This is a genomic window from Alicyclobacillus contaminans DSM 17975, from assembly GCF_000429525.1.
Lineage (GTDB): Bacteria > Bacillota > Bacilli > Alicyclobacillales > Alicyclobacillaceae > Alicyclobacillus_A > Alicyclobacillus_A contaminans.
In genome coordinates, this window is the sequence record NZ_AUCA01000032.1 from 22,344 (window position 1) to 39,997 (window position 17,654).

The 17,654-nt window shown below is 59.5% G+C and carries 17 protein-coding genes; 8 read left to right on the forward strand and 9 right to left on the reverse strand.

The window, feature by feature from the left end; translation table 11 throughout:
• Positions 1–666: 666 nt before the first annotated feature.
• The 6 genes from G463_RS0112190 to G463_RS20225 all read right to left on the reverse strand — a co-directional run bounded on the left by G463_RS0112190 (position 667) and on the right by G463_RS20225 (position 7,358).
• The gene (locus G463_RS0112190) at positions 667–1,827 is read right to left on the reverse strand and encodes a cysteine desulfurase family protein (RefSeq protein WP_026975393.1); all 1,161 of its coding nucleotides are present in this window, start codon (positions 1,825–1,827) and stop codon (positions 667–669) included.
• 14 nt (positions 1,828–1,841) lie between these two features.
• Positions 1,842–2,945: a quinolinate synthase NadA gene (gene nadA, locus G463_RS0112195; RefSeq protein WP_026975394.1), complete on the reverse strand. Its 1,104-nt coding sequence runs from the start codon at positions 2,943–2,945 to the stop codon at positions 1,842–1,844.
• A 51-nt stretch (positions 2,946–2,996) separates the two neighbouring features.
• The gene (locus tag G463_RS0112200) at positions 2,997–4,517 is read right to left on the reverse strand and encodes an L-aspartate oxidase (RefSeq protein WP_026975395.1); all 1,521 of its coding nucleotides are present in this window, start codon (positions 4,515–4,517) and stop codon (positions 2,997–2,999) included.
• Positions 4,518–4,594: 77 nt separating this feature from the next.
• Complete coding sequence (gene nadC, locus G463_RS0112205; protein WP_035487142.1) at positions 4,595–5,443, reverse strand: carboxylating nicotinate-nucleotide diphosphorylase; 849 nt, start codon at positions 5,441–5,443, stop codon at positions 4,595–4,597.
• 634 nt (positions 5,444–6,077) lie between these two features.
• Entirely contained in the window at positions 6,078–6,347 is a 270-nt protein-coding gene (locus tag G463_RS0112210; RefSeq protein WP_026975397.1) for a hypothetical protein, read from the reverse strand.
• A 51-nt stretch (positions 6,348–6,398) separates the two neighbouring features.
• Positions 6,399–7,358 carry an alpha/beta fold hydrolase gene (locus G463_RS20225; protein WP_051322257.1) on the reverse strand — a complete coding sequence of 320 codons (960 nt, stop codon included), beginning with the start codon at positions 7,356–7,358 and terminating at the stop codon, positions 6,399–6,401.
• 137 nt (positions 7,359–7,495) lie between these two features.
• On the opposite strand from G463_RS20225, the gene G463_RS0112220 reads away from it, so the two are divergent.
• From G463_RS0112220 to trhO, 3 genes are all read left to right on the forward strand, one after another.
• A complete protein-coding gene (locus tag G463_RS0112220; RefSeq protein WP_026975398.1) occupies positions 7,496–8,641 on the forward strand; it encodes an HAD family hydrolase in 1,146 nt (381 codons plus the stop codon).
• Positions 8,642–8,787: 146 nt separating this feature from the next.
• On the forward strand, positions 8,788–9,534 hold the full coding sequence (hemQ, locus tag G463_RS0112225; RefSeq protein WP_026975399.1) for a hydrogen peroxide-dependent heme synthase: 747 nt from the start codon (positions 8,788–8,790) through the stop codon (positions 9,532–9,534).
• A 64-nt stretch (positions 9,535–9,598) separates the two neighbouring features.
• The gene (gene trhO / locus G463_RS0112230; protein ID WP_026975400.1) at positions 9,599–10,495 is read left to right on the forward strand and encodes an oxygen-dependent tRNA uridine(34) hydroxylase TrhO; all 897 of its coding nucleotides are present in this window, start codon (positions 9,599–9,601) and stop codon (positions 10,493–10,495) included.
• 60 nt (positions 10,496–10,555) lie between these two features.
• On the opposite strand, the gene G463_RS0112235 is transcribed toward trhO, so the two are convergent.
• Both G463_RS0112235 and tlp read right to left on the reverse strand, forming a co-directional pair.
• Positions 10,556–11,146 carry a Maf family protein gene (locus G463_RS0112235; protein ID WP_026975401.1) on the reverse strand — a complete coding sequence of 197 codons (591 nt, stop codon included), beginning with the start codon at positions 11,144–11,146 and terminating at the stop codon, positions 10,556–10,558.
• Positions 11,147–11,279: 133 nt separating this feature from the next.
• Complete coding sequence (gene tlp, locus G463_RS0112240) at positions 11,280–11,513, reverse strand: small acid-soluble spore protein Tlp (protein ID WP_026975402.1); 234 nt, start codon at positions 11,511–11,513, stop codon at positions 11,280–11,282.
• A gap of 104 nt (positions 11,514–11,617) precedes the next feature.
• Between tlp and G463_RS0112245 the strand changes: the two genes are divergently transcribed.
• From G463_RS0112245 to G463_RS0112260, 4 genes are all read left to right on the forward strand, one after another.
• Positions 11,618–12,904 (forward strand): APC family permease, encoded by a 1,287-nt coding sequence (locus G463_RS0112245; RefSeq protein ID WP_026975403.1) that lies wholly within the window; start codon positions 11,618–11,620, stop codon positions 12,902–12,904.
• Positions 12,905–13,111: 207 nt separating this feature from the next.
• A complete protein-coding gene (locus G463_RS0112250; RefSeq protein ID WP_051322258.1) occupies positions 13,112–14,302 on the forward strand; it encodes a uracil-xanthine permease family protein in 1,191 nt (396 codons plus the stop codon).
• Positions 14,303–14,382: 80 nt separating this feature from the next.
• Positions 14,383–14,580, forward strand: coding sequence for a hypothetical protein (locus tag G463_RS0112255; protein WP_026975405.1), 198 nt, complete (start codon positions 14,383–14,385; stop codon positions 14,578–14,580).
• Between the two features lie 247 nt (positions 14,581–14,827).
• A complete protein-coding gene (locus G463_RS0112260) occupies positions 14,828–15,997 on the forward strand; it encodes an MFS transporter (RefSeq protein WP_026975406.1) in 1,170 nt (389 codons plus the stop codon).
• Between the two features lie 170 nt (positions 15,998–16,167).
• On the opposite strand, the gene G463_RS22365 is transcribed toward G463_RS0112260, so the two are convergent.
• Positions 16,168–16,593 (reverse strand): RrF2 family transcriptional regulator, encoded by a 426-nt coding sequence (locus tag G463_RS22365; protein ID WP_084171628.1) that lies wholly within the window; start codon positions 16,591–16,593, stop codon positions 16,168–16,170.
• 211 nt (positions 16,594–16,804) lie between these two features.
• On the opposite strand from G463_RS22365, the gene G463_RS0112270 reads away from it, so the two are divergent.
• On the forward strand, positions 16,805–17,440 hold the full coding sequence (locus G463_RS0112270; RefSeq protein WP_026975408.1) for an FMN-dependent NADH-azoreductase: 636 nt from the start codon (positions 16,805–16,807) through the stop codon (positions 17,438–17,440).
• Positions 17,441–17,654 lie beyond the last annotated feature (214 nt).

Below are 17,654 nucleotides of genomic sequence, written 5' to 3' on the forward strand. Positions count from 1 at the left end.
GGGTAGCACGAAGTCTGAATGGAAGGAGCGAGCTTTTGGGAAGAACGCGCGTGCGGAGAACGCCGGGGTTCGGTAATGAATGGAAAACCATCGGGTGTGGCGTGTCATGGCGGTGGCGCTGGTTGTCCGGTTGATCTGGATTCGCTATGTTCATCCCGTCCCCGCGTCCGATTTCCTTTGGTATAAAAATGAAGCCATCAGTCTGTTGCACGGTGATGGCTATCAGTATGACGGGCGTCCAACTGCCTATTTTCCCATGGGCTATCCGTTGTTTCTTTCACTTGATCTACAGATGGTTCGGTGTGAGTTGGCTGTCCGGCGTTGTCGCCAATGTGGTGTTGAACGTGCTCACCGTCGGCTTGGTCTATGCCGCCGCATTTCGACAGTTCGGCCGCGTGGTCGCTTGCGCGTAAGGGACAGTGATGTCGGTGATGTATTATTTACGTGGCATTCGTGGCATTGACAGAAAAAGAGAGGGGTACAAGAAGTAAGGCGTCCTTTCCTATCGCCGTGTCGGCACCTGCACCATCAGATGCTTCGCTTCACCCGTCGGCGCCCCGTCGGCGGAGCACGCCTCGGTCAGCGCCAGAGACGGTCCCTCAGTTTTGGAAAGTGCCCTCGGATGGCTCCAGCCCATCCCGTGGCAGAAGGGCCGGAGCATGGGATTCACATTCGCACCAGCCGGTGCACCGCTGTGTCGAGGGCCTCGGCAAACCGCGCGACATCGGCTTCCGTATTTCCGCGCCCCAGGCTGATGCGCAGCCCTCCGTGAACATACCGTTCATCCACCCCCATGGCGCGAAGCACCGGAGATGGCTCCGCAGATCCTGCGGAACAGGCCGATCCGGCCGACACACAAACCCCCAACTGGTCCAGTTCCAGGAGCACCGCTTCGCCGAGCACGCCGGGAATGCACAGATGGAGCACATGTGGCAGCTTCGGCGCGTCGGCTGCAGTCCAAAGCACCTCCGGCATCCGGTCCATTACCGCCTTGGCCATGGCGTCGCGCAATCGCTGGAGGCGGATGGCCTCTGCCGGCAGCGCATCCAAGGCCTTGTCCAAGGCCACGGCGGCGCCGTGAATGGCGGCCACGTTCTCGGTGCCGGATCGCAAACCGCGTTCCTGTCCACCGCCATGGAGGATGGGGCGCAGCCGTGCCTGACGCCGGGCCACGACGATGCCAACCCCGCGGGGGCCGTAGAACTTGTGCGCGGACGCCGTCAACAGGTCTACGCCGAGGTCCCGGAAGGATACGGGGATTTTGCCCACCGCCTGCACTGCGTCCGTATGCAGCAGCACGCCACGGGCTCGGCAGAGAGCGGCGATGTCCGCAATCGGCTGGATGGTCCCGATTTCGTTGTTGGCGAGCATCACGGACACCAGGCGGGTGTGCGGACGCAGGGCCCGTTCCACATCTTCGGGCTGGAGGACACCGTTCGCTGGCACGGGCAGCCAGGTGACCTCCACACCGCGTTCCGCCAGCGCCTCTATGCCGCGCTGGACGGAGGGATGTTCCAGTTCGCTGCTGATGAGGTGCACCGGCGCCGACGGTTCACCGGGCCCGCGTAGAAATCGTTCCAAGGCGCCGAACAGCGCGAGCGTATTCGCTTCCGTGCCGCCGGCGGTGAACAGGACATCCTCCGGCCGTGCGTCGAGCCTTGTGGCGATGCGCTCCCGCGCTCGCTCCAGCGTTTGTTTCGCCATTCGGCCCGCTTGGTGCAGGCTGGACGGATTGGCGAACGCCTCCTGGTACACTCGCGTCATTTCCGACAGCACTTCCGGATGTATTGGCGTTGTCGCACAATGGTCGAGATACAGCGGTTCCACGCAGATTCCTCCCCTCACGCGATGGTCAGCATGGTGTCGAGGGCGCGTTTCGCCCAGACCGCGATGGCGTTCGGTACGGAGATTTGGTTCACGACTTCCCCCCGGCGCAGCGATTCCAGCGCCCACGTCAGGTGATACGGGGAGATGCGCGACATGGTCGTGCATGGACAGACAATCGGATTCAAGCTCAGTATGGTCTGCTCCGGGTGTTGTTTGGCGAGCCGGTGCACGAGATTGACTTCTGTGCCGATGGCCCAGACGGTGCCCGCAGGTGCGGCTTCAATCTGAGAAATGATGTATTCGGTCGATCCGAACTGATCCGCCGCCGCCACAACGTCGTGGTTGCACTCGGGGTGGACAATCACCCGAATGCCCGGGTATTGATCGCGCAGCGCCTGCACCTGTGCGGGCTGGAACCGCTGATGCACGGAGCAGAACCCTTTCCACAGGATGACGCGCACGTCTTCTGGCGATTGGCCGGGCAGCCATTCGAAACTCGCGGTGCGTTGGTTGTAGACGACCAATTCGCGGTCTGCCAACCCCATGGCCAGCGCGGTATTGCGTCCCAGGTGTTCGTCCGGGAAGAACAGGACGCGATCCCCGTTGTGGAACGCCCAGTCAAGGATCTTTCGCGCGTTGGATGACGTGCACACCGCGCCCCCTCGCTGGCCGCAGAACGCTTTCAGGACCGCGGCCGAATTGACGTAGGTGATGGGAATGGTGGTGTCGCCGAACGTTTCCTGAACCAGTTGCCAGCATTCCTCCACTTCGTCCGGATTGGCCATGTCGGCCATGGAGCAGCCGGCGTTTAAATCCGGGAGGATGACGCGCTGATGATCACCCGTCAGGATATCCGCCGTTTCCGCCATGAAGTGAACGCCGCAGAAGACGATGTACTCCGCCGTCCGGTTTTCCGCAGCCAGGCGCGCCAACTTGAACGAGTCGCCGGTCAGATCCGCGAATTGAATCACTTCATCCTTTTGATAGTGATGCCCGAGAATCAGCAACCGCTCCCCAAGTGCGGCTTTGGCAGCGGTGATGCGCTCTGTCCATTCGGCGGGCGAGAGTTGCAGATACGCGTCGGGAATCCCGATTTGAATCGCGGCAGCCGTAGCCATGCGAAATGCCTCCTTCATCCATATGGGTTCGATTTATGACAGTATGTTGGCTCACCCATGGACCAACGCTTCCGATTCCGGTGTAAGACAGGTGTCCACGCCAGCCCAGGACGGGTTGGCGTGCGGTGCATCCGAGCGGTAATGGGCGCCGCGGCTTTCTTCCCGGAGCCGTGCACAGGCCACCACCAACCGACCAACGTGGACCGGGGCCGCCGTGGGGCAGGCGGCATGCAAATGATGGAGAGCGGATTGAGCTCGGCGCAGCCCGTCCGCGGTGCGAATGATGCCCACGTCTTCCCACATGACGTCCCGCACGCTTTCCAGCACCTCGTCGGGGCACGGTTCGAACCAACCGGCCGGTCGTACAGACACCTCACGTACCGAGGTGGGTTCCGCTCGCTTCAACCGTTCGGCCAGTTCATGCGCCATGACCAGGCATTCCAGCAAAGAGTTGCTGGCCAGCCGGTTGGCGCCGTGCACACCGGTGTGGGCGACTTCGCCAATGGCGTACAGACCAGCAACGGAGGTGCTTCCGTCGAGATCTGCGTCCACACCGCCCATGACAAAGTGGGCGGCGGGTGACACCGGCAGGAGGTCGCGCGAAGGGAGGAGCCCGAGGTTCCTGCAGAATGCGTCGATGGTCGGGAAATGCTCGGCAAAGGACGGGATGCTGCGAGCGTCCAGAAAGACGCGTCGCCCCTGCTGCATTTCCTCATAAATGGCGCGTGCGACCACGTCCCTCGGCGCGAGATCGGCCTGCGGATGGCCCGCCATGATGCGGTGCCCGCAGTCGTTCACCAACACGGCGCCGGCACCACGCACGGCTTCCGAGATGAGAAAGCGCGGATTGCTGCCCGCGGCCAACGCCGTCGGGTGAAATTGGATGAACTCCAAATTGCGAATCCCCGCGCCGGCGGCGTACGCCAGGGCAATGCCGTCGCCGGTCGCGCCGATGGGGTTGGTGGTGTACCGATACAGCTGACCCGCTCCGCCGGTCGCTAAAACCGTGGCCCGACGGGCAAACCACCACTGTTCACGGCCGGTGGCAAGATCGGTTACCACGGCGCCATGGACACGACCGTCGGTTCCCACCAGCAGACTGTGGGTCAGATGCCGAGCGCAGCGAATCACCTGCTGTTCCTGAAGGCGCGCCAGCACCGTCTCCATCACCACGCGGCCGCTCGCGTCGCCGCCGGCGTGCAGAATTCGCCGGTGCGAATGCGCGCCTTCCAGGCCGAGGCGGGGCCGGCCGGTCTCTGCATGGACGTCGAACGGAACACCCAAGGACTGCAGCCAACGCATTCGTTCCGGCGCTGCCCGCGTCAGTCGGAGCACCGTGCTCGGGTAACAGAGTCCGTGGCCCGCAGCCAAAGTATCGACCGCGTGAAGGTACGGGGTGTCTGCCGGATCTATTGCCGCCGCAATGCCACCCTGCGCATGGTACGAGTTGCTGGCTTGGGACGGGGCCTTGGAGATGAGCGCCACTTCACAGTGCGGCGCGAGCTCAAGTGCGGCGGCACAACCGGCCAAGCCAGCGCCGATGATGAGCACGTCCACAATTCTGCTTTCCATCCTGTTTCTACCTCCCACGGTTCGCGGCGACGGACCTTGCCGTATTCAACACTGCGTCCCATGCTGCAATCCGCGCATCACACGCGCGGGTTCACCGCGATGTCGAGCCCCACGTCGACACTCACAGCGCTATGCGTGAGCGCGCCCATGGACACATAGTTCACACCTGTGAGCGCCACGTCCCGCAGACGTTGCGGCGTGAGATTTCCGGACGCCTCCAGGGGGACCCGGCCGTTGGTGATTCGTACCGCCTCGGCGAGTGTCGCGCAGTCCATGTTGTCCAACAGGATGAGGTCCACGTCGCAGGTCAACGCTTCCTCCAGTTGTTCCAAGGTGTCCACTTCGACCTCGACGCGGGTGGAGAGCGGAACGGACTGGCGAGCGCGCGCCACCGCTTCTCGGATACCGCCGGCGACGGCGATGTGGTTGTCCTTAATCAAAACCATGTCGTCGAGACCGAACCGATGGTTCATCGCTCCACCCACGCGGACCGCGTACTTTTCAAGCCATCGCCATCCGGGTGTGGTTTTGCGCGTATCGAGCAGCTTCGTGGATGTACCGGCCAACTGGGCCACCGCATGCGCGGTAAGGGTTGCAATGCCGGATAAGCGCGCGAGAAAGTTGAGGGCGGTTCGCTCAGCGGCCAACAGTGTCTGTGCCGGTCCCTGGACGTGTCCTACGCAGGTCCTTCCCAGCACCCGCTCGCCATCGAAGACTTTGGGAGTGAAGCGGATGTTCGGATCGACCGCTTGAAACACAGCGTCCACCACAGGAAGTCCGGCCACCACTGCGTCCTGTTTCACCACGACCTCAGCAACCGCCTGAGACGCAGAATAAAGAACCGCGAAAGAGGTGAGATCTCCGCGGCCGATGTCTTCTTCTAATGCCAGTTCTATCAGACGGCGAACGGAAGGTGTCAGATACACGAGACAAACCTCCTGTAAAAACCATTGTATATACAGTAACTGTCCCTACTGTACACCGGCGGGATGAAAAAGACCAGAGGGAGTTGCAGGTTTTGGGGATGGTCACATCGTGAGGGGACAAAAAGTCGAACCGATGGATCACAAGGGGCGGGAGATGAGACGTGGAGCGTGTGTTGACCCACCTTCTACCGATGTTTCTACTTACTTGCCAAAACGGTTGCCTGTGTCATGCTTGTTTTGCCTGGGCCGAAGACGCTGACACATTAGAATTCGCAGTGGTCGTGGCATTGTGCTCTGCGCTGAACTGTTCAATAAAGTGTTGCCTCAGCTTACCGACGGATCGTGCCGTTTGATATAGCTTGGGGTGCAGAATTTGGCCATCCGAAGGAGCCGCTTGACCATTCAATGTGGCAATCAGCCTTTGTCCCGCACGAACACTTCATAATCTTTACGTTGAATCTGCTCTCCATTGATAGACTCCATAACGCCTTGAGTTTACATCAACAGGTTGAAAAATGAACGAACTTGGACGTGGATCGTAGCAGGAATTGGGCTGTCTTCACGCCCTGGGGGCGCTGGAAACAGCCCACGTTTTGTCCAGATGACGACCTGTGATGGGATGCTTACCATGGTGTCAGTCGTTCGGAGGGGATGGGATGTCAGACAGATCTTCCTGAATATCCGACAGCTGGTCCTGTGCTTCGTTCAGCGCTTTCTGGTTCACCGATTCGTTGGCGGCAGACACCGCGCGGCCGGCCTTCTCCACAGCGTTCCACGCCTGTTCCACGGTGGTTTCGCTGGGATGGGACTGGGCCTGCTGCACGGCTTGCGTCGCTTTCAGAACGGAAGCCTGCGCCTCGGAAAGAGGACTCTGTGCCTGCATGCTCGTGGACTCTTTGGCCATTCGCCACGCCTCCTTTTGCGAACATCTCCAGTGTGCGCAGCGGCGGCCGGGTTATACGTGTTTCTTCGGGCGGTTCGGCGTTGGCCACGCCGCGCGTTGGATGGCCAACCAGTTGAGGATGTCCTTCGTGACCAGGTCCCGATTCGTCTCGTTGAGCATCTCGTGCCGCCCACCGGGATACAGTTTCACAGACACCTGTTCCAATCCGGCGCTGTCCAACTGACGGGTGAACCTTCGGATGCCCCGGCCATAGCCGCCCACCGGATCTCGGTCGCCAGCGAAAATCAACAGCGGCAGGTGCTTTGGGATGGACTGGAGTGTCCGCCGGTGGGTGGCTTTTAACAGCCCCTGATAGAATTGATAGTAGGCTTCGTTGCTGAACGGCTGTCCACAGAAGGGGTGTTCCAGATATTGATTCACCTCGTCCGAATCGCCGGACAACCAGTCGAAGGGGGTGCGCGTCGGACGAAACGCGCGGTTGTAAGAACCAAACAGCAATTTTGTCAACAGTGGACTGCGAGCGGCGGCACCATCTGTTCGCATCTTCCAGTATGCGAACAGCGCCCCCGCCCGGAGGGCGAGGCGCGCGGGCTGTCCAGTTCCGGACAGAACCACGCCGGCCAAATCCCGGCCGAACTGGCTCGCGTACCAGCGAACCAAAAAAGAACCCATGCTGTGGCCGAGGATGATGCGCGGCAGGTGAGGATGCGTCTGGCCAATGGCGAGTTGAAGTTGGCGAATGTCATCCAGCATGCGCTGAAATCCGTCGGGGCCAAGGTGGCCCAAGTCCTGCGGCGTGGGTGCGGTTCGTCCATGACCGCGCTGGTCGTGAGCCAACACGAGCCAGCCAGCGTCACAGGCGGCGTTCGCAAACCGGCGATATCGTTCGGCGGTCTCGCACATGCCATGCACCACGTGTAAAATCCCGGTGGGAGCTGTGTCCGGCAACCACTCGTACACGTACAGCTCAGTTCCATCTTGCGTGCCGAAGCGATAGGTTCGTTCCCGCATGAGGGCTCCTCCTCGTTGGATCATCGCCGCTTGTAAACGGTTTCTTTATAACATTTTGACAACACCGGAGAGGGGAATCGTGAATTCTCCGCAGTTGTACGCTATCATTCTATCATTCAGGGAGGAGGACACGGGCTGTGTATTCTGTCATTCTTTTCGACATTGACGGTGTAATGCTGAGTGAAGAACGGTATTTTGACGCCTCCGCCCTGACGGTACACGAATTGTTGTCCGGATCGTCCGGATTGGGTCTGGTGGTGCGCGGTTTGCCCGCGTATCAGCCAGTGCCTCCGGAAACTGACATTCGCACCATTCGCAGGGTGGTGTTTGCCGAAGACAGAGTGCTCGACACCATGAAGTCGGCCGGCGTGAACGCCAACTGGGACATGGTGTACCTGCAGTTCATGGCCCAGTGGCTGCACTGCCTGCGGCAGGCTCGCCAGCAAGACGGCGTATGGTCGATGATCCGGGCGCTGTTGGCGGAACCCACGTGGGATGCCGCATGGTTGGCGCGCGTGGGTGCACAGCTGCGGGCTGCGGGATTGACCATCGACCCGGCGTGGTTCGCAGACTTCTGCACAGTCTATGGCGACTGTAAACATCGGGCAGGGATGTTTGCCGCGATGGCGGCCGAAATGGGCCAACTGTTGGACGTGCCGGCGGACGCGCTCACGGATCGGCTGCATCACGTGTACGACCACGGGGTCAGCGTGTTTCAGGCGTGGTATCTGGGCGATGCGTACAACGAAGGTGCGGCGACGGGGAAAACGGGTTTTGTCCAGCAGGAAATTCCGCTGGTGCCGCCCGCGGAGTTGGCGAAGCTGTTCGCGGAGTGTCAGGCGCGGGGCGCGCGCCTTGGGGTGGCGACCGGACGTCCGCAGATTGAGACCGACGTGCCGTTTTCCACCTTCGGATGGTCGGCCTATTTCACACCGGATCATATCACCACGGCATCGCGCGTGCGCGCTGCGGAACAACGGTTCCCGGACCGGAGGCCGCTGTCCAAACCGAATCCGTTCTCGTACGTGCGCAGTTGGCTCGGCACCACCGACGAAGCGGCGCTCGTACAGCCGCTGCCGCTGCCGAAAGCGGTGGGAGATAGCATCCTGATTGTGGGGGATTCAGTGGCGGATTGGCAGGCGGCTCGCGCCATGGGCTGTCATTTCGCCGCGACACTGACCGGCCTCACCGGCGAGCGGGCGCGTGCCACGTTTGAACAATTGGGCTGTGAGTATATTTTGGACAACGTGTTGGAGCTGCCGAAAGCCTTGCGGTGGGAATAAATGACTGACATTTGTCCGATACCGCAACTTGCTGTACTTTAATAATGTTGACCAGGAATGGCGCCGCCTCCGTTTTGTGATGCACACGGCTGCCGCGGCGCTTCCGGCGATGAATCAGCCGGAGACCGAAAGGAGCGTTCGGTAGAATGAGTGAAGCGGTGCAAACTCTGGATGGATGGTATGCGTATCATGACTTTCGGACGATGGATTGGGTGGCCTGGAAAAACGCGTCGGCCGCGGATCGTCGGCAGGCGATGGATGATCTGCTGAGCCTGATGGCGGACTGGCAGGCGGACGCGGTGGAGAAGCGCGGATCGTTCGGCGCGTACGCGGTCGCTGGTCACAAAGCGGATCTGCTGTTCATTCACATGCGTCCGACGCTGCAGGAACTGAACGAGGTGAAGCATCGGTTTCAGAAATCCCGCTTCGCCGATTTCACGAAAGCGCCATACTCGTACATTTCCGTGGTGGAATTGAGCTCCTATCTGGCGAAGCCGGGCGTGGATGTGGACTCCGATCCGTACCTGCAGGGGCGCCTCAAACCGACGCTGCCGTCCATGCAGTACGTGTGTTTCTATCCGATGAACAAGCGCCGCCAGGGCGATGACAACTGGTACATGCTCCCGTTGGAAACGCGCAGGGAGATGATGAAGAGCCACGGCATGATTGGCCGAAACTACGCGGGCAAGGTGGTTCAAATCATCACAGGTTCTGTGGGGCTCGACGACTGGGAATGGGGCGTCACGCTGTACAGCGACGATGCACTGCAGTTTAAGAAATTGGTGTATGAGATGCGGTTTGACGAAGCGAGTGCCCGGTTTGGGGAGTTTGGCCCATTCTTGGTCGGACACCGCGTGGGAGAAGCGGACGTCGCACGATGGTTGACGGTGTGAGGCGCCTGGATGCGCCGCCGCCCGTCGGCCGAAGGAATCACAGGGATGGATGGGTGGTTGTGTCATGACAGAACAGGCATCATATCAGGTATTGCTGTACTACAAATATGTGCACATTGAAAATCCGCAGGCATTTGCGGCTGATCACCTCGAGTTTTGCAAGGCTGTTGGGTTGCGAGGGCGGATTTTGGTGGCGCACGAAGGCATCAATGGCACGGTCTCCGGAACCATTACGCAGACCGAGCAGTACATGATGCACCTGCGCGCCAATCCGCTCTTTCGGGACATTGAGTTCAAGATCGAACCGACGGAAGGACATGTGTTCAAACGGTTGTCCGTCCGGCCTCGGCGAGAAATCGTCCATCTCGGGTTGGAAGAGGACATCAACCCGAACGAACTGACGGGGAAGTACTTGGAACCCAAAGAGTTTTACGAGTGGATGCAGCGGGACGACGTCATTGTGCTGGATGCGCGGAACGACTACGAGTACGACATCGGTCACTTCGAGGGCGCCATTCGTCCCAACGTTCGCACATTCCGCGAACTGCCCAGGTGGATTCGCGAAAACCTGGCGGATCAGAAGGACAAGACCGTGCTCACCTACTGCACGGGGGGCATTCGCTGCGAAAAGCTGTCGGGATTCCTTCTGCGGGAGGGATTTCGTGAAGTGGGGCAGTTGCACGGCGGCATCATTCGCTACGGACAAGATCCCGAGATGCAGGGGAAAGGGTTCGTCGGCAAATGCTACGTCTTTGACGAACGGATTCGCGTTCCGGTGAACCGACATGAGGATGTCGTTGTCGGGCGCTGCCATCACTGCGGGAAACCGGAGGACAGGTACATCAACTGCGCGTATCCGCCGTGCCACTGGCAGCACATCTGCTGCTCCGAGTGCGAAGCGAAACACGAAGGATTTTGCTCCGATACCTGCCGGGAGCAGGCGCTGCAAACCCAGCGTTGACGGGTATGCAGCCCAGCTGACTGCGCATGCCGCATCGCTGCGGCATCCAACGCCAGCTCGCTAGAACACCGGCACATCAAATGCATTCAGATACTCGGAGAGCAGCGCCAACGGCAGGCCCACCACTGTGAAATAATCGCCGTGGATCTCTCGCACGAGCGTGGCGCCGAATCCCTGAATGGCGTAGGCGCCCGCCTTGTCCATCGGTTCTTTGGTGGCCACATAGCGTCGGATGTCCGCGTCGGACAGGCTCCGCATGGTGACTGCTGTGCGCCGATGGCCGCACAGCGTACGACCGTCCGGCTGCCGTACCACGCACAGCCCGGTGTAAACCGCATGGGTTCGTCCCTGCAGCTGCTGCAGCATGCGGATGGCGTGGTCGGTGGATTGGGGCTTGCCCAAAATCTGCCCATCGAGGACGACCACCGTGTCGGCACCGATGACCACCGTGGGTACGCTGGATTCGGCGTATCGCTCGGCGATGGCCTTGGCCTTGCGCTGGGCGAGCGTTTCCACGAAATCGGCAGGGCTTTGGGGATTTTGAACCGTTTCGTCCGCGTGGCTCGTCTCCACGCGAAAAGACAGGCCGAGGGAACCGAGCAGTTCCTTGCGCCGGGGCGATCCCGACGCGAGCACAATCTCCGGTTTCACACGTTCACCATGCCTTTCTCGCCCCACGGAGGGGCTTTTGGTCAGTATACCGCGGCCTGCGGTGTTTCGCCAAAGCCCCGGCGCATATGACAAAAGGGCTGCCTCAGCAGCCCTTTTGTCGCCTGGATTCCGGTTATTCCAGGTGCCGATGATAGTCCGCAGCCTCATCCTGAATTTCCTCTCGGAAGCCGTCGATGGCCCGTTCGCGCCGCTCATTCTTTGCTTCCAGCGCCGCGCGGTCCTGCGGGTTCATCTCATCGCTGTGCGCCTTGAGAAAGTCGCGTGCTTCCCGCAAGTTTGCCATGGTGTTCTGGATGTTCTCGGAAATTCGTTCCACATTGTCGCTGCGATCATCCGGTTTCGGCATGCCTGCTCGCTCCCTTCGCGGATTGGTGACAGGGTGAGGCGTGGGACAGAATGATAGTCTGCACGTATGTATTCGCTTTATCCGTTCAACAAGGAGGATGCTGTTTGAGAAAAAATTCAACACGATCGCTGGGCGTCGTGGACGCCATCGCTCTGACCGTGGGCAGCATGGTCGGGGCGGGCATCTTTTCCATCTTGGCATTGACCGTCCAAACCGCAGGCCGATGGGCGGCCGCGGCCTGGGTGTTGGTGGTTTTGTTCAGTTTCCCGATGGCTCTGGCGTTCAGCGATTTGGTAGGTGTGCTCAGTCAATCCGGCGGGCCCTACGTGTATATCCGCCGCAAGGCGCGGACGTGGCTTGGGATGTGGACCGCGTGGCTGTTTCTGATTTCCGCAGGCGGTGCGACGGCAGCGTTGTTCTCCGCGCTCATCGGCATGCTCGGTGAGCTCGGGATTGGCGAAGCGAAATGGCTTGGCGCCCTCATTCTGCTGGCGTTGGCGCTGGTCGCGTCCACCGGGATTCACATGGGCGCCATCGTGCAACGGGTGTTGACCACAGCCACGGTCATTCTGCTGGTCGCCTGCATCGTCATTGGGTTCACGCATCCGTGGCACGGGGCATCCACTTCCACGTCGCTGCACGCTGCGCGGCACGGCATTGCATCCGTTTTCACCGCGACGTTCTACGCCTTTTGGACGTACTCAGGATGGGAGGCGGTGGCCGTTCCGGCCGGCAGTTATCGGAGCCGGCGGGCTCTGGCGATGGGAATGATTGCCGGGTCCTTGCTGGTGGGCGCCCTGTACATTCTGGTGGCGCTCGCCGCGCTGGTTTCCCTGCCGGTGCCCCAGTTGGCAGGTCACATGAATCCGCTGGTTCTGGTCGGTGAACGTTGGCATCCGTGGATGGGCTCCTGGATTGGCTGGGGAGCATTGGTGGTGGTCGCGGGTTCCATCCTGTCCTGGCTCATTGCCACCACGTCACTCATTCAGGCGACCGCGCGCGATGGCTTGCTTCCGCTGCCGGGCTGGCTCAGGAACACGCGCCGCGAATACCACCCGGCAATCCCCTGGCTGCTGGCGGCTCTGCTCATTGCCATCTCCCAGCTGCCCGTTTTTACCGCAGCCGTCGCTGCCAGTTCGCAGACCGCTCTGATTGGGTATGCGGTCGTGTTTGCTGTGGTGCTGGCCGATCCGGATCCCTGGGATGGCGTGTTCACCAGCCATCGGCTGCGGCGCTGGGTTGCCCTTTTGGCATTTGTCATGACCGGCGTGCTGATGGCGTTCAGCGGTTGGGCCAATCTGTGGCCAACCCTCGTGCTGTGCGCCGCAGGTGGATGGCTGATCTGGCTGCGTCGACACGCATGGAGCGGCGATGAAGCCCTGTTCAGGTGACTGCCGACAACGCGTTCCATTACCGCTTTTCAGGGTTTAAGCACTGTGGTATTCTCAGTTGGGCGCTCCGCGCGGCAAACGGATAAACCACACAGGATGGCTTTATTCATTCATCAGGGACATCTTGCGGCTTGGCGTTCGGGCACCCGGAAACCGATCTGGACTGACGGACGTTGGTCGGTCATGCTTTTGAAGGGGGCACAGCAGTTGAACAGATTTTTACGGGCGTTACCGTTGTCCATTCAGCACGTGTTCGCGATGTTCGGCTCCACGGTTCTGGTGCCGTTCATCACTGGACTCGATCCGAGCAGCACGCTGATGGCCAGCGGCCTCGGCACGCTCATTTTTCATCTCATCACCCGCGGCAAGGTGCCCACGTACCTGGGCAGTTCGTTTGCCTTCATCGCGCCGTTGTCTCTCTATGTCGGCACGCGGCATCAGCCGGCGGAGGCGGTTGCTGGGCTGATTGCAGTTGCCGTGGTCTACGCGGTGGTTTCGCTGTTGGTGACAGCATTTGGATTCCAACACATTCGCCGCATCATTCCTCCGGTGGTTGTGGGGCCGGTGGTTTCCATCATCGGGCTGTCGTTGGCCACGACGGCCGTGTCCCAGATGGCCTCCACGCATTGGGACGTGGCCATTGTCAGTTTGGTGGTGGCGGTGGCCGCGTCGTTGGCCGGTTCTCGCCAGATGCGTGTCATTCCGCTGTTGATTGGCATCGTGGTGGGTTATCTGTACGCAGCCATCCGCGGATTTGTGGACTTCTCCACGCTGAGCAAGGCGCAGGTGCTTGCGTTGCCGCACTGGACCGCTCCACACTTCACATGGCAGGTTGTGTTTGCAATGGCACCCATTGCGCTGGTGACCATCATTGAAGATTTGGGGCACATGTTCGTGTTGACCGAGATCATTGACCGCGATGTGACGAAGAATCCCGGTTTCGCCAGCATTCTGCTGGGAAATGGTGTGGCGACCGCTGTATCCGCGCTGCTGGGCGGGCCCGCGCAGACCACGTACGCGGAAAACCTCGGCGTCTTGGCCATCTCCCGCCAGTTTTCGAGCCGAATCATTCAGGGGGCGGCCGTCATCGCCATCCTGCTCGGCTTGTTCGGGAAAGTGGGGGCGTTGATCCAGACCATCCCCACAGCGGTGATGGGCGGCATCAGCATTCTTCTGTTCGGAATGATTGCCGCCATGGGCATCCGGCATGTCATTGAAGAAAAGGTCAATCTCGCCAACATGAAGAACCTGATTGTGGTGGCCATCATTTTCATCATCGGTGTCGGTTACCCGAACAATGGCATCGCGCTGGCCACGTTGGCTGGGCTGCTGGTGTACTGGCTGGTGCCCGATTTCACAACGCGCACGTCAGGACACGAGGGACAAGCTTCGCAATGAACGCCACAGTGAACGGCTAAACATGCGGGCTTACGGGCAGGCTAGACATCGGTTCAGGGGACTTGCTGGAGGGGATGGCAATGACGTCGAGGCGCAAGTCGATTGGACGTGGTGACGAAGCCTCCGGCCCTGTGCTCGATGCTGCCGCCAGTCGCAGCATGGCGCGCGGGGAATCGCTGGAGAAGCTGATGAATCACCGCTACGGTACGCCGCAAGTAGGAAAATACACTCGCCGCCTGGGCGGGGAGTACGGATCGTCCGTCAGTCACTTGCAGTGACAGACCACCGCAGAGGTGGGAAGGTTGACGACACGCGCGTGACTTGGCGTCACGCGCTCTTGCATCACCAAAACGAAGTTCTCTGAACCGCACGGCTGCCTTCCCGCGTCCCGCTCTGGGACACCGGGGAGGCAGCCGTGACGATTGTTGCGTGCCAAGCCAGCCGAAAGTCCCTCTGCTATAATGGAAACTGCACGCTCGCAGGGGCATCGCGCGGGCACGCATTGTGGAGAGGAGACCGAAAGGCATGCGGCGCAATGTGTTCCTGTACATATTGAGTGAAGTTTTCCTCAGTTTTGGATTGGGCATCGCGTGGTACGCGTTGCCGTTTTTATACAAGTCGGCCGGACTGTCCGACGCCTCCATCGGCCTTTTGCTGGGGACCAACACAGCGGTTTCGGGGATTGTCGGATTGCTCCTCGGCCCCATGGCAGATAGGATTGGCGCCACACGCGTGGTGAAGTTCGCCACCCTGTTGCTCGGCCTCGGCTATTCGCTGACCGGTTTGGTCCACACTGAAGCGGCGTGGTTTGGCACGACCGCCATCAATGGTCTCGGCGGCGCTCTGCTCGGATCCACCGAAAACATCGTGGTCAGCCAACTGGCGGAAGGCCAGAATCGGGCGCGGGTGATGAGCCGATTCTTCGCAATGTACACCTTTGTCATCGGGGCCGGAGCATTGGCCGCCGGCCCGATGTCTCTCTACCTTGGCTACCAAGACACCCTGTTGACGGGCGCCGTCTTCTCTTTGGTTGCACCCGTCATTCGCTACTTTGTGCGCCTGGAAGACGTGCGTGCGCACCGAATGTTCAAATGGCCGTCGCGGCGGCTTGTGGCCATGAGCCTCTACAATCTGTTGTATGGCATTGGTTTTGGATTGTTCAATCCGTTTGCCACGCTGCTTTTAAAAGGACAATTTCATCTGAGCGACAGCGTGGTGGCAGCGCTTTCGGCCATGTCCACGTTCACAGCGGCGCTCGGCGGGCTGTTGGTCGCGCCATTGCTCAATCTCCTTCGTCCCGTGCGAAGTATCGTATTGAGTTATGCCATCAGTCTGCTGGCCACATTGGGCCTTGGTTGGTCTGGGAATCCCTGGACTTTTTCGCTGTGCTACCTCGGCCGTACGGCATTCAACAGTATTCCCGGCCCGATTGTGGACGCCACCTTTCTCGAGATGACCTCGCCGACGGAGTACGCGCAGATGTTTGGAGTGCGCATCTTCGGCAACAACATCGGCAACGCGTTGGGATCGTTCACAGGGGGATACGTTTTGACCGATTTGGGGCATGGGACGCTGTATCTGATGTCCGCAGGCGTCTTTGCCGCAGCGCTGACCTACTTGGTATTGCTTCTTCGCGTGGCTCAAAGGTCGGGGCGGAGCAGGGAATCCCTGCGGTCGACCGTCGGGGTGGATTGATTCACTCCGTGACGGGCAAAGACAGTGATCACTCGATGGCCACGGATGTTCGATGGGAGGATCTCTGGAAAGGGAAAGTCGATGGTTTCACCCTGGTCACTGAAAGCTTCCACCGTGGAACCACGGGACACAGATGGTGCATCGCCATCGTGAGGCGCCAGAATCCTGCGCTATTCTCGAAGACGTTGCAGTACGTCTGCCAAGGTGTGTTGACCGAGCGCTGCAATCATTTGCCGTTCCGCTGAATCGGTGACCTCGTCGAGAATTTTGTCCAATTTGGCTCCTCTCGCTCCACAATCTGGCGCATCGCAAGGGGACGAGGTCTCATGATGAACTACCATAAAGATATCTGCAAGCGTCAAATCCTCGGGCGATTTCTTGAGGATATAACCACCGTCTCGTCCCTCTCGGGCCTCAACGATGCCTGCATGAACAAATGGAAGAAGAACTCTTCTGAGAAATGCTGCATGAGTATTCACATGTCCAGCAAGGCTGGAACTGGATTGGACGCACTGATTGATAGCCAACCCAGCCAACGCATGAATGGCGGTTCGAAAACGAGGCGTCGTAATGATACTGTGACCACTGTGGCTCATCGACGTTTGCTCCCTTTCTCCGGTAAGAACCGTCTGTTCTCAACCTCACTTTACTACATCGCAAGCGTATGTTCACGTGGTTTCAACACCGGATCTGCTTTCACAAAGACTTTCTTTTGCACGTTATATTGATACTGAGTTTGATTAGAAACAGTTCTATGTGCAATACTAATACTGTATTTGTTCAGTAACAGTAAAAAGGAGGATACGCATGTCTACGCTTTTGTTTGTCACAGCACATCCGCTGGATGAGGCAAAGTCCATGAGCATGGCTGCCGGCAAGGCTTTCATGGAGGCTTACCGCGAAGCCAATCCAAGGGATGAAATCATTCATATTGACCTTTATAAAGAATACATTCCACACATTGATTCTGATGTTTTCAGCGGCTGGGAGAAACTGAGATCGGGAAGTTCAGTGGATCAACTATCTCCCGAGGAGCAGCGAAAGGTCAGTCGCTTGGAACAGCTCGTTGACCAATTTGTGGCTGCGGACAAATATGTGTTTGTCACGCCCATGTGGAATTTTTCCTTCCCACCCGTTATGAAGGCATATATTGATGCGCTTTGTGTTGTTGGAAAGACCTTTCGCTATACCGAACAAGGGCCCGTTGGACTGCTCACGAACAAAAAAGCACTCCATATCCAGGCTCGAGGCGGAGTGTATTCCGAGGGACCCGCGGCACAAATCGAAATGGGGCATCGCTATTTGGAAACCATCATGCGATTCTTTGGGATCTCGTCGCTTGAAGGACTGTTTATTGAAGGGCACGCCCAATTCCCGGACCGCGCACAGGAAATCAAGGAAAGTGGCATCGCGCGTGCGCGGGAGGTCGCAAAAAGCTTCTGATACCGTCGTCCAAAGAATACCTGGAGTTCAATGGATCGCTTGATGCCAGCAAAGCAGAGGAGGCGCCCGTCGCCGCCCACGCGGATGCGTCCAGTTGATACAAAAGTCCCCTTGAGGAGCGGCCGCATTCACGCCCTGGTTACGGATGCTTCAGCCAGGGCGTATTCGGCTGCGCTGGTACCGGCGAGATGACCGGTGGAGAAGGCCACCGTGA

Bases quoted from the DNA above. Each gene is read 5' to 3' on its own strand.
- G463_RS0112260 (WP_026975406.1), top strand. From the start codon at position 14,828: ATGCGGCGCAATGTGTTCCTGTACATATTGAGTGAAGTTTTCCTCAGT.
- trhO (WP_026975400.1), top strand. From the start codon at position 9,599: ATGACAGAACAGGCATCATATCAGGTATTGCTGTACTACAAATATGTG.
- G463_RS20225 (WP_051322257.1), bottom strand. From the start codon at position 7,358: ATGCGGGAACGAACCTATCGCTTCGGCACGCAAGATGGAACTGAGCTG.
- G463_RS22365 (WP_084171628.1), bottom strand. From the start codon at position 16,593: ATGAGCCACAGTGGTCACAGTATCATTACGACGCCTCGTTTTCGAACC.
- tlp (WP_026975402.1), bottom strand. From the start codon at position 11,513: ATGCCGAAACCGGATGATCGCAGCGACAATGTGGAACGAATTTCCGAG.
- G463_RS0112255 (WP_026975405.1), top strand. From the start codon at position 14,383: ATGACGTCGAGGCGCAAGTCGATTGGACGTGGTGACGAAGCCTCCGGC.
- G463_RS0112200 (WP_026975395.1), bottom strand. From the start codon at position 4,517: ATGGAAAGCAGAATTGTGGACGTGCTCATCATCGGCGCTGGCTTGGCC.
- G463_RS0112210 (WP_026975397.1), bottom strand. From the start codon at position 6,347: ATGGCCAAAGAGTCCACGAGCATGCAGGCACAGAGTCCTCTTTCCGAG.
- hemQ (WP_026975399.1), top strand. From the start codon at position 8,788: ATGAGTGAAGCGGTGCAAACTCTGGATGGATGGTATGCGTATCATGAC.
- G463_RS0112270 (WP_026975408.1), top strand. From the start codon at position 16,805: ATGTCTACGCTTTTGTTTGTCACAGCACATCCGCTGGATGAGGCAAAG.
- nadA (WP_026975394.1), bottom strand. From the start codon at position 2,945: ATGGCTACGGCTGCCGCGATTCAAATCGGGATTCCCGACGCGTATCTG.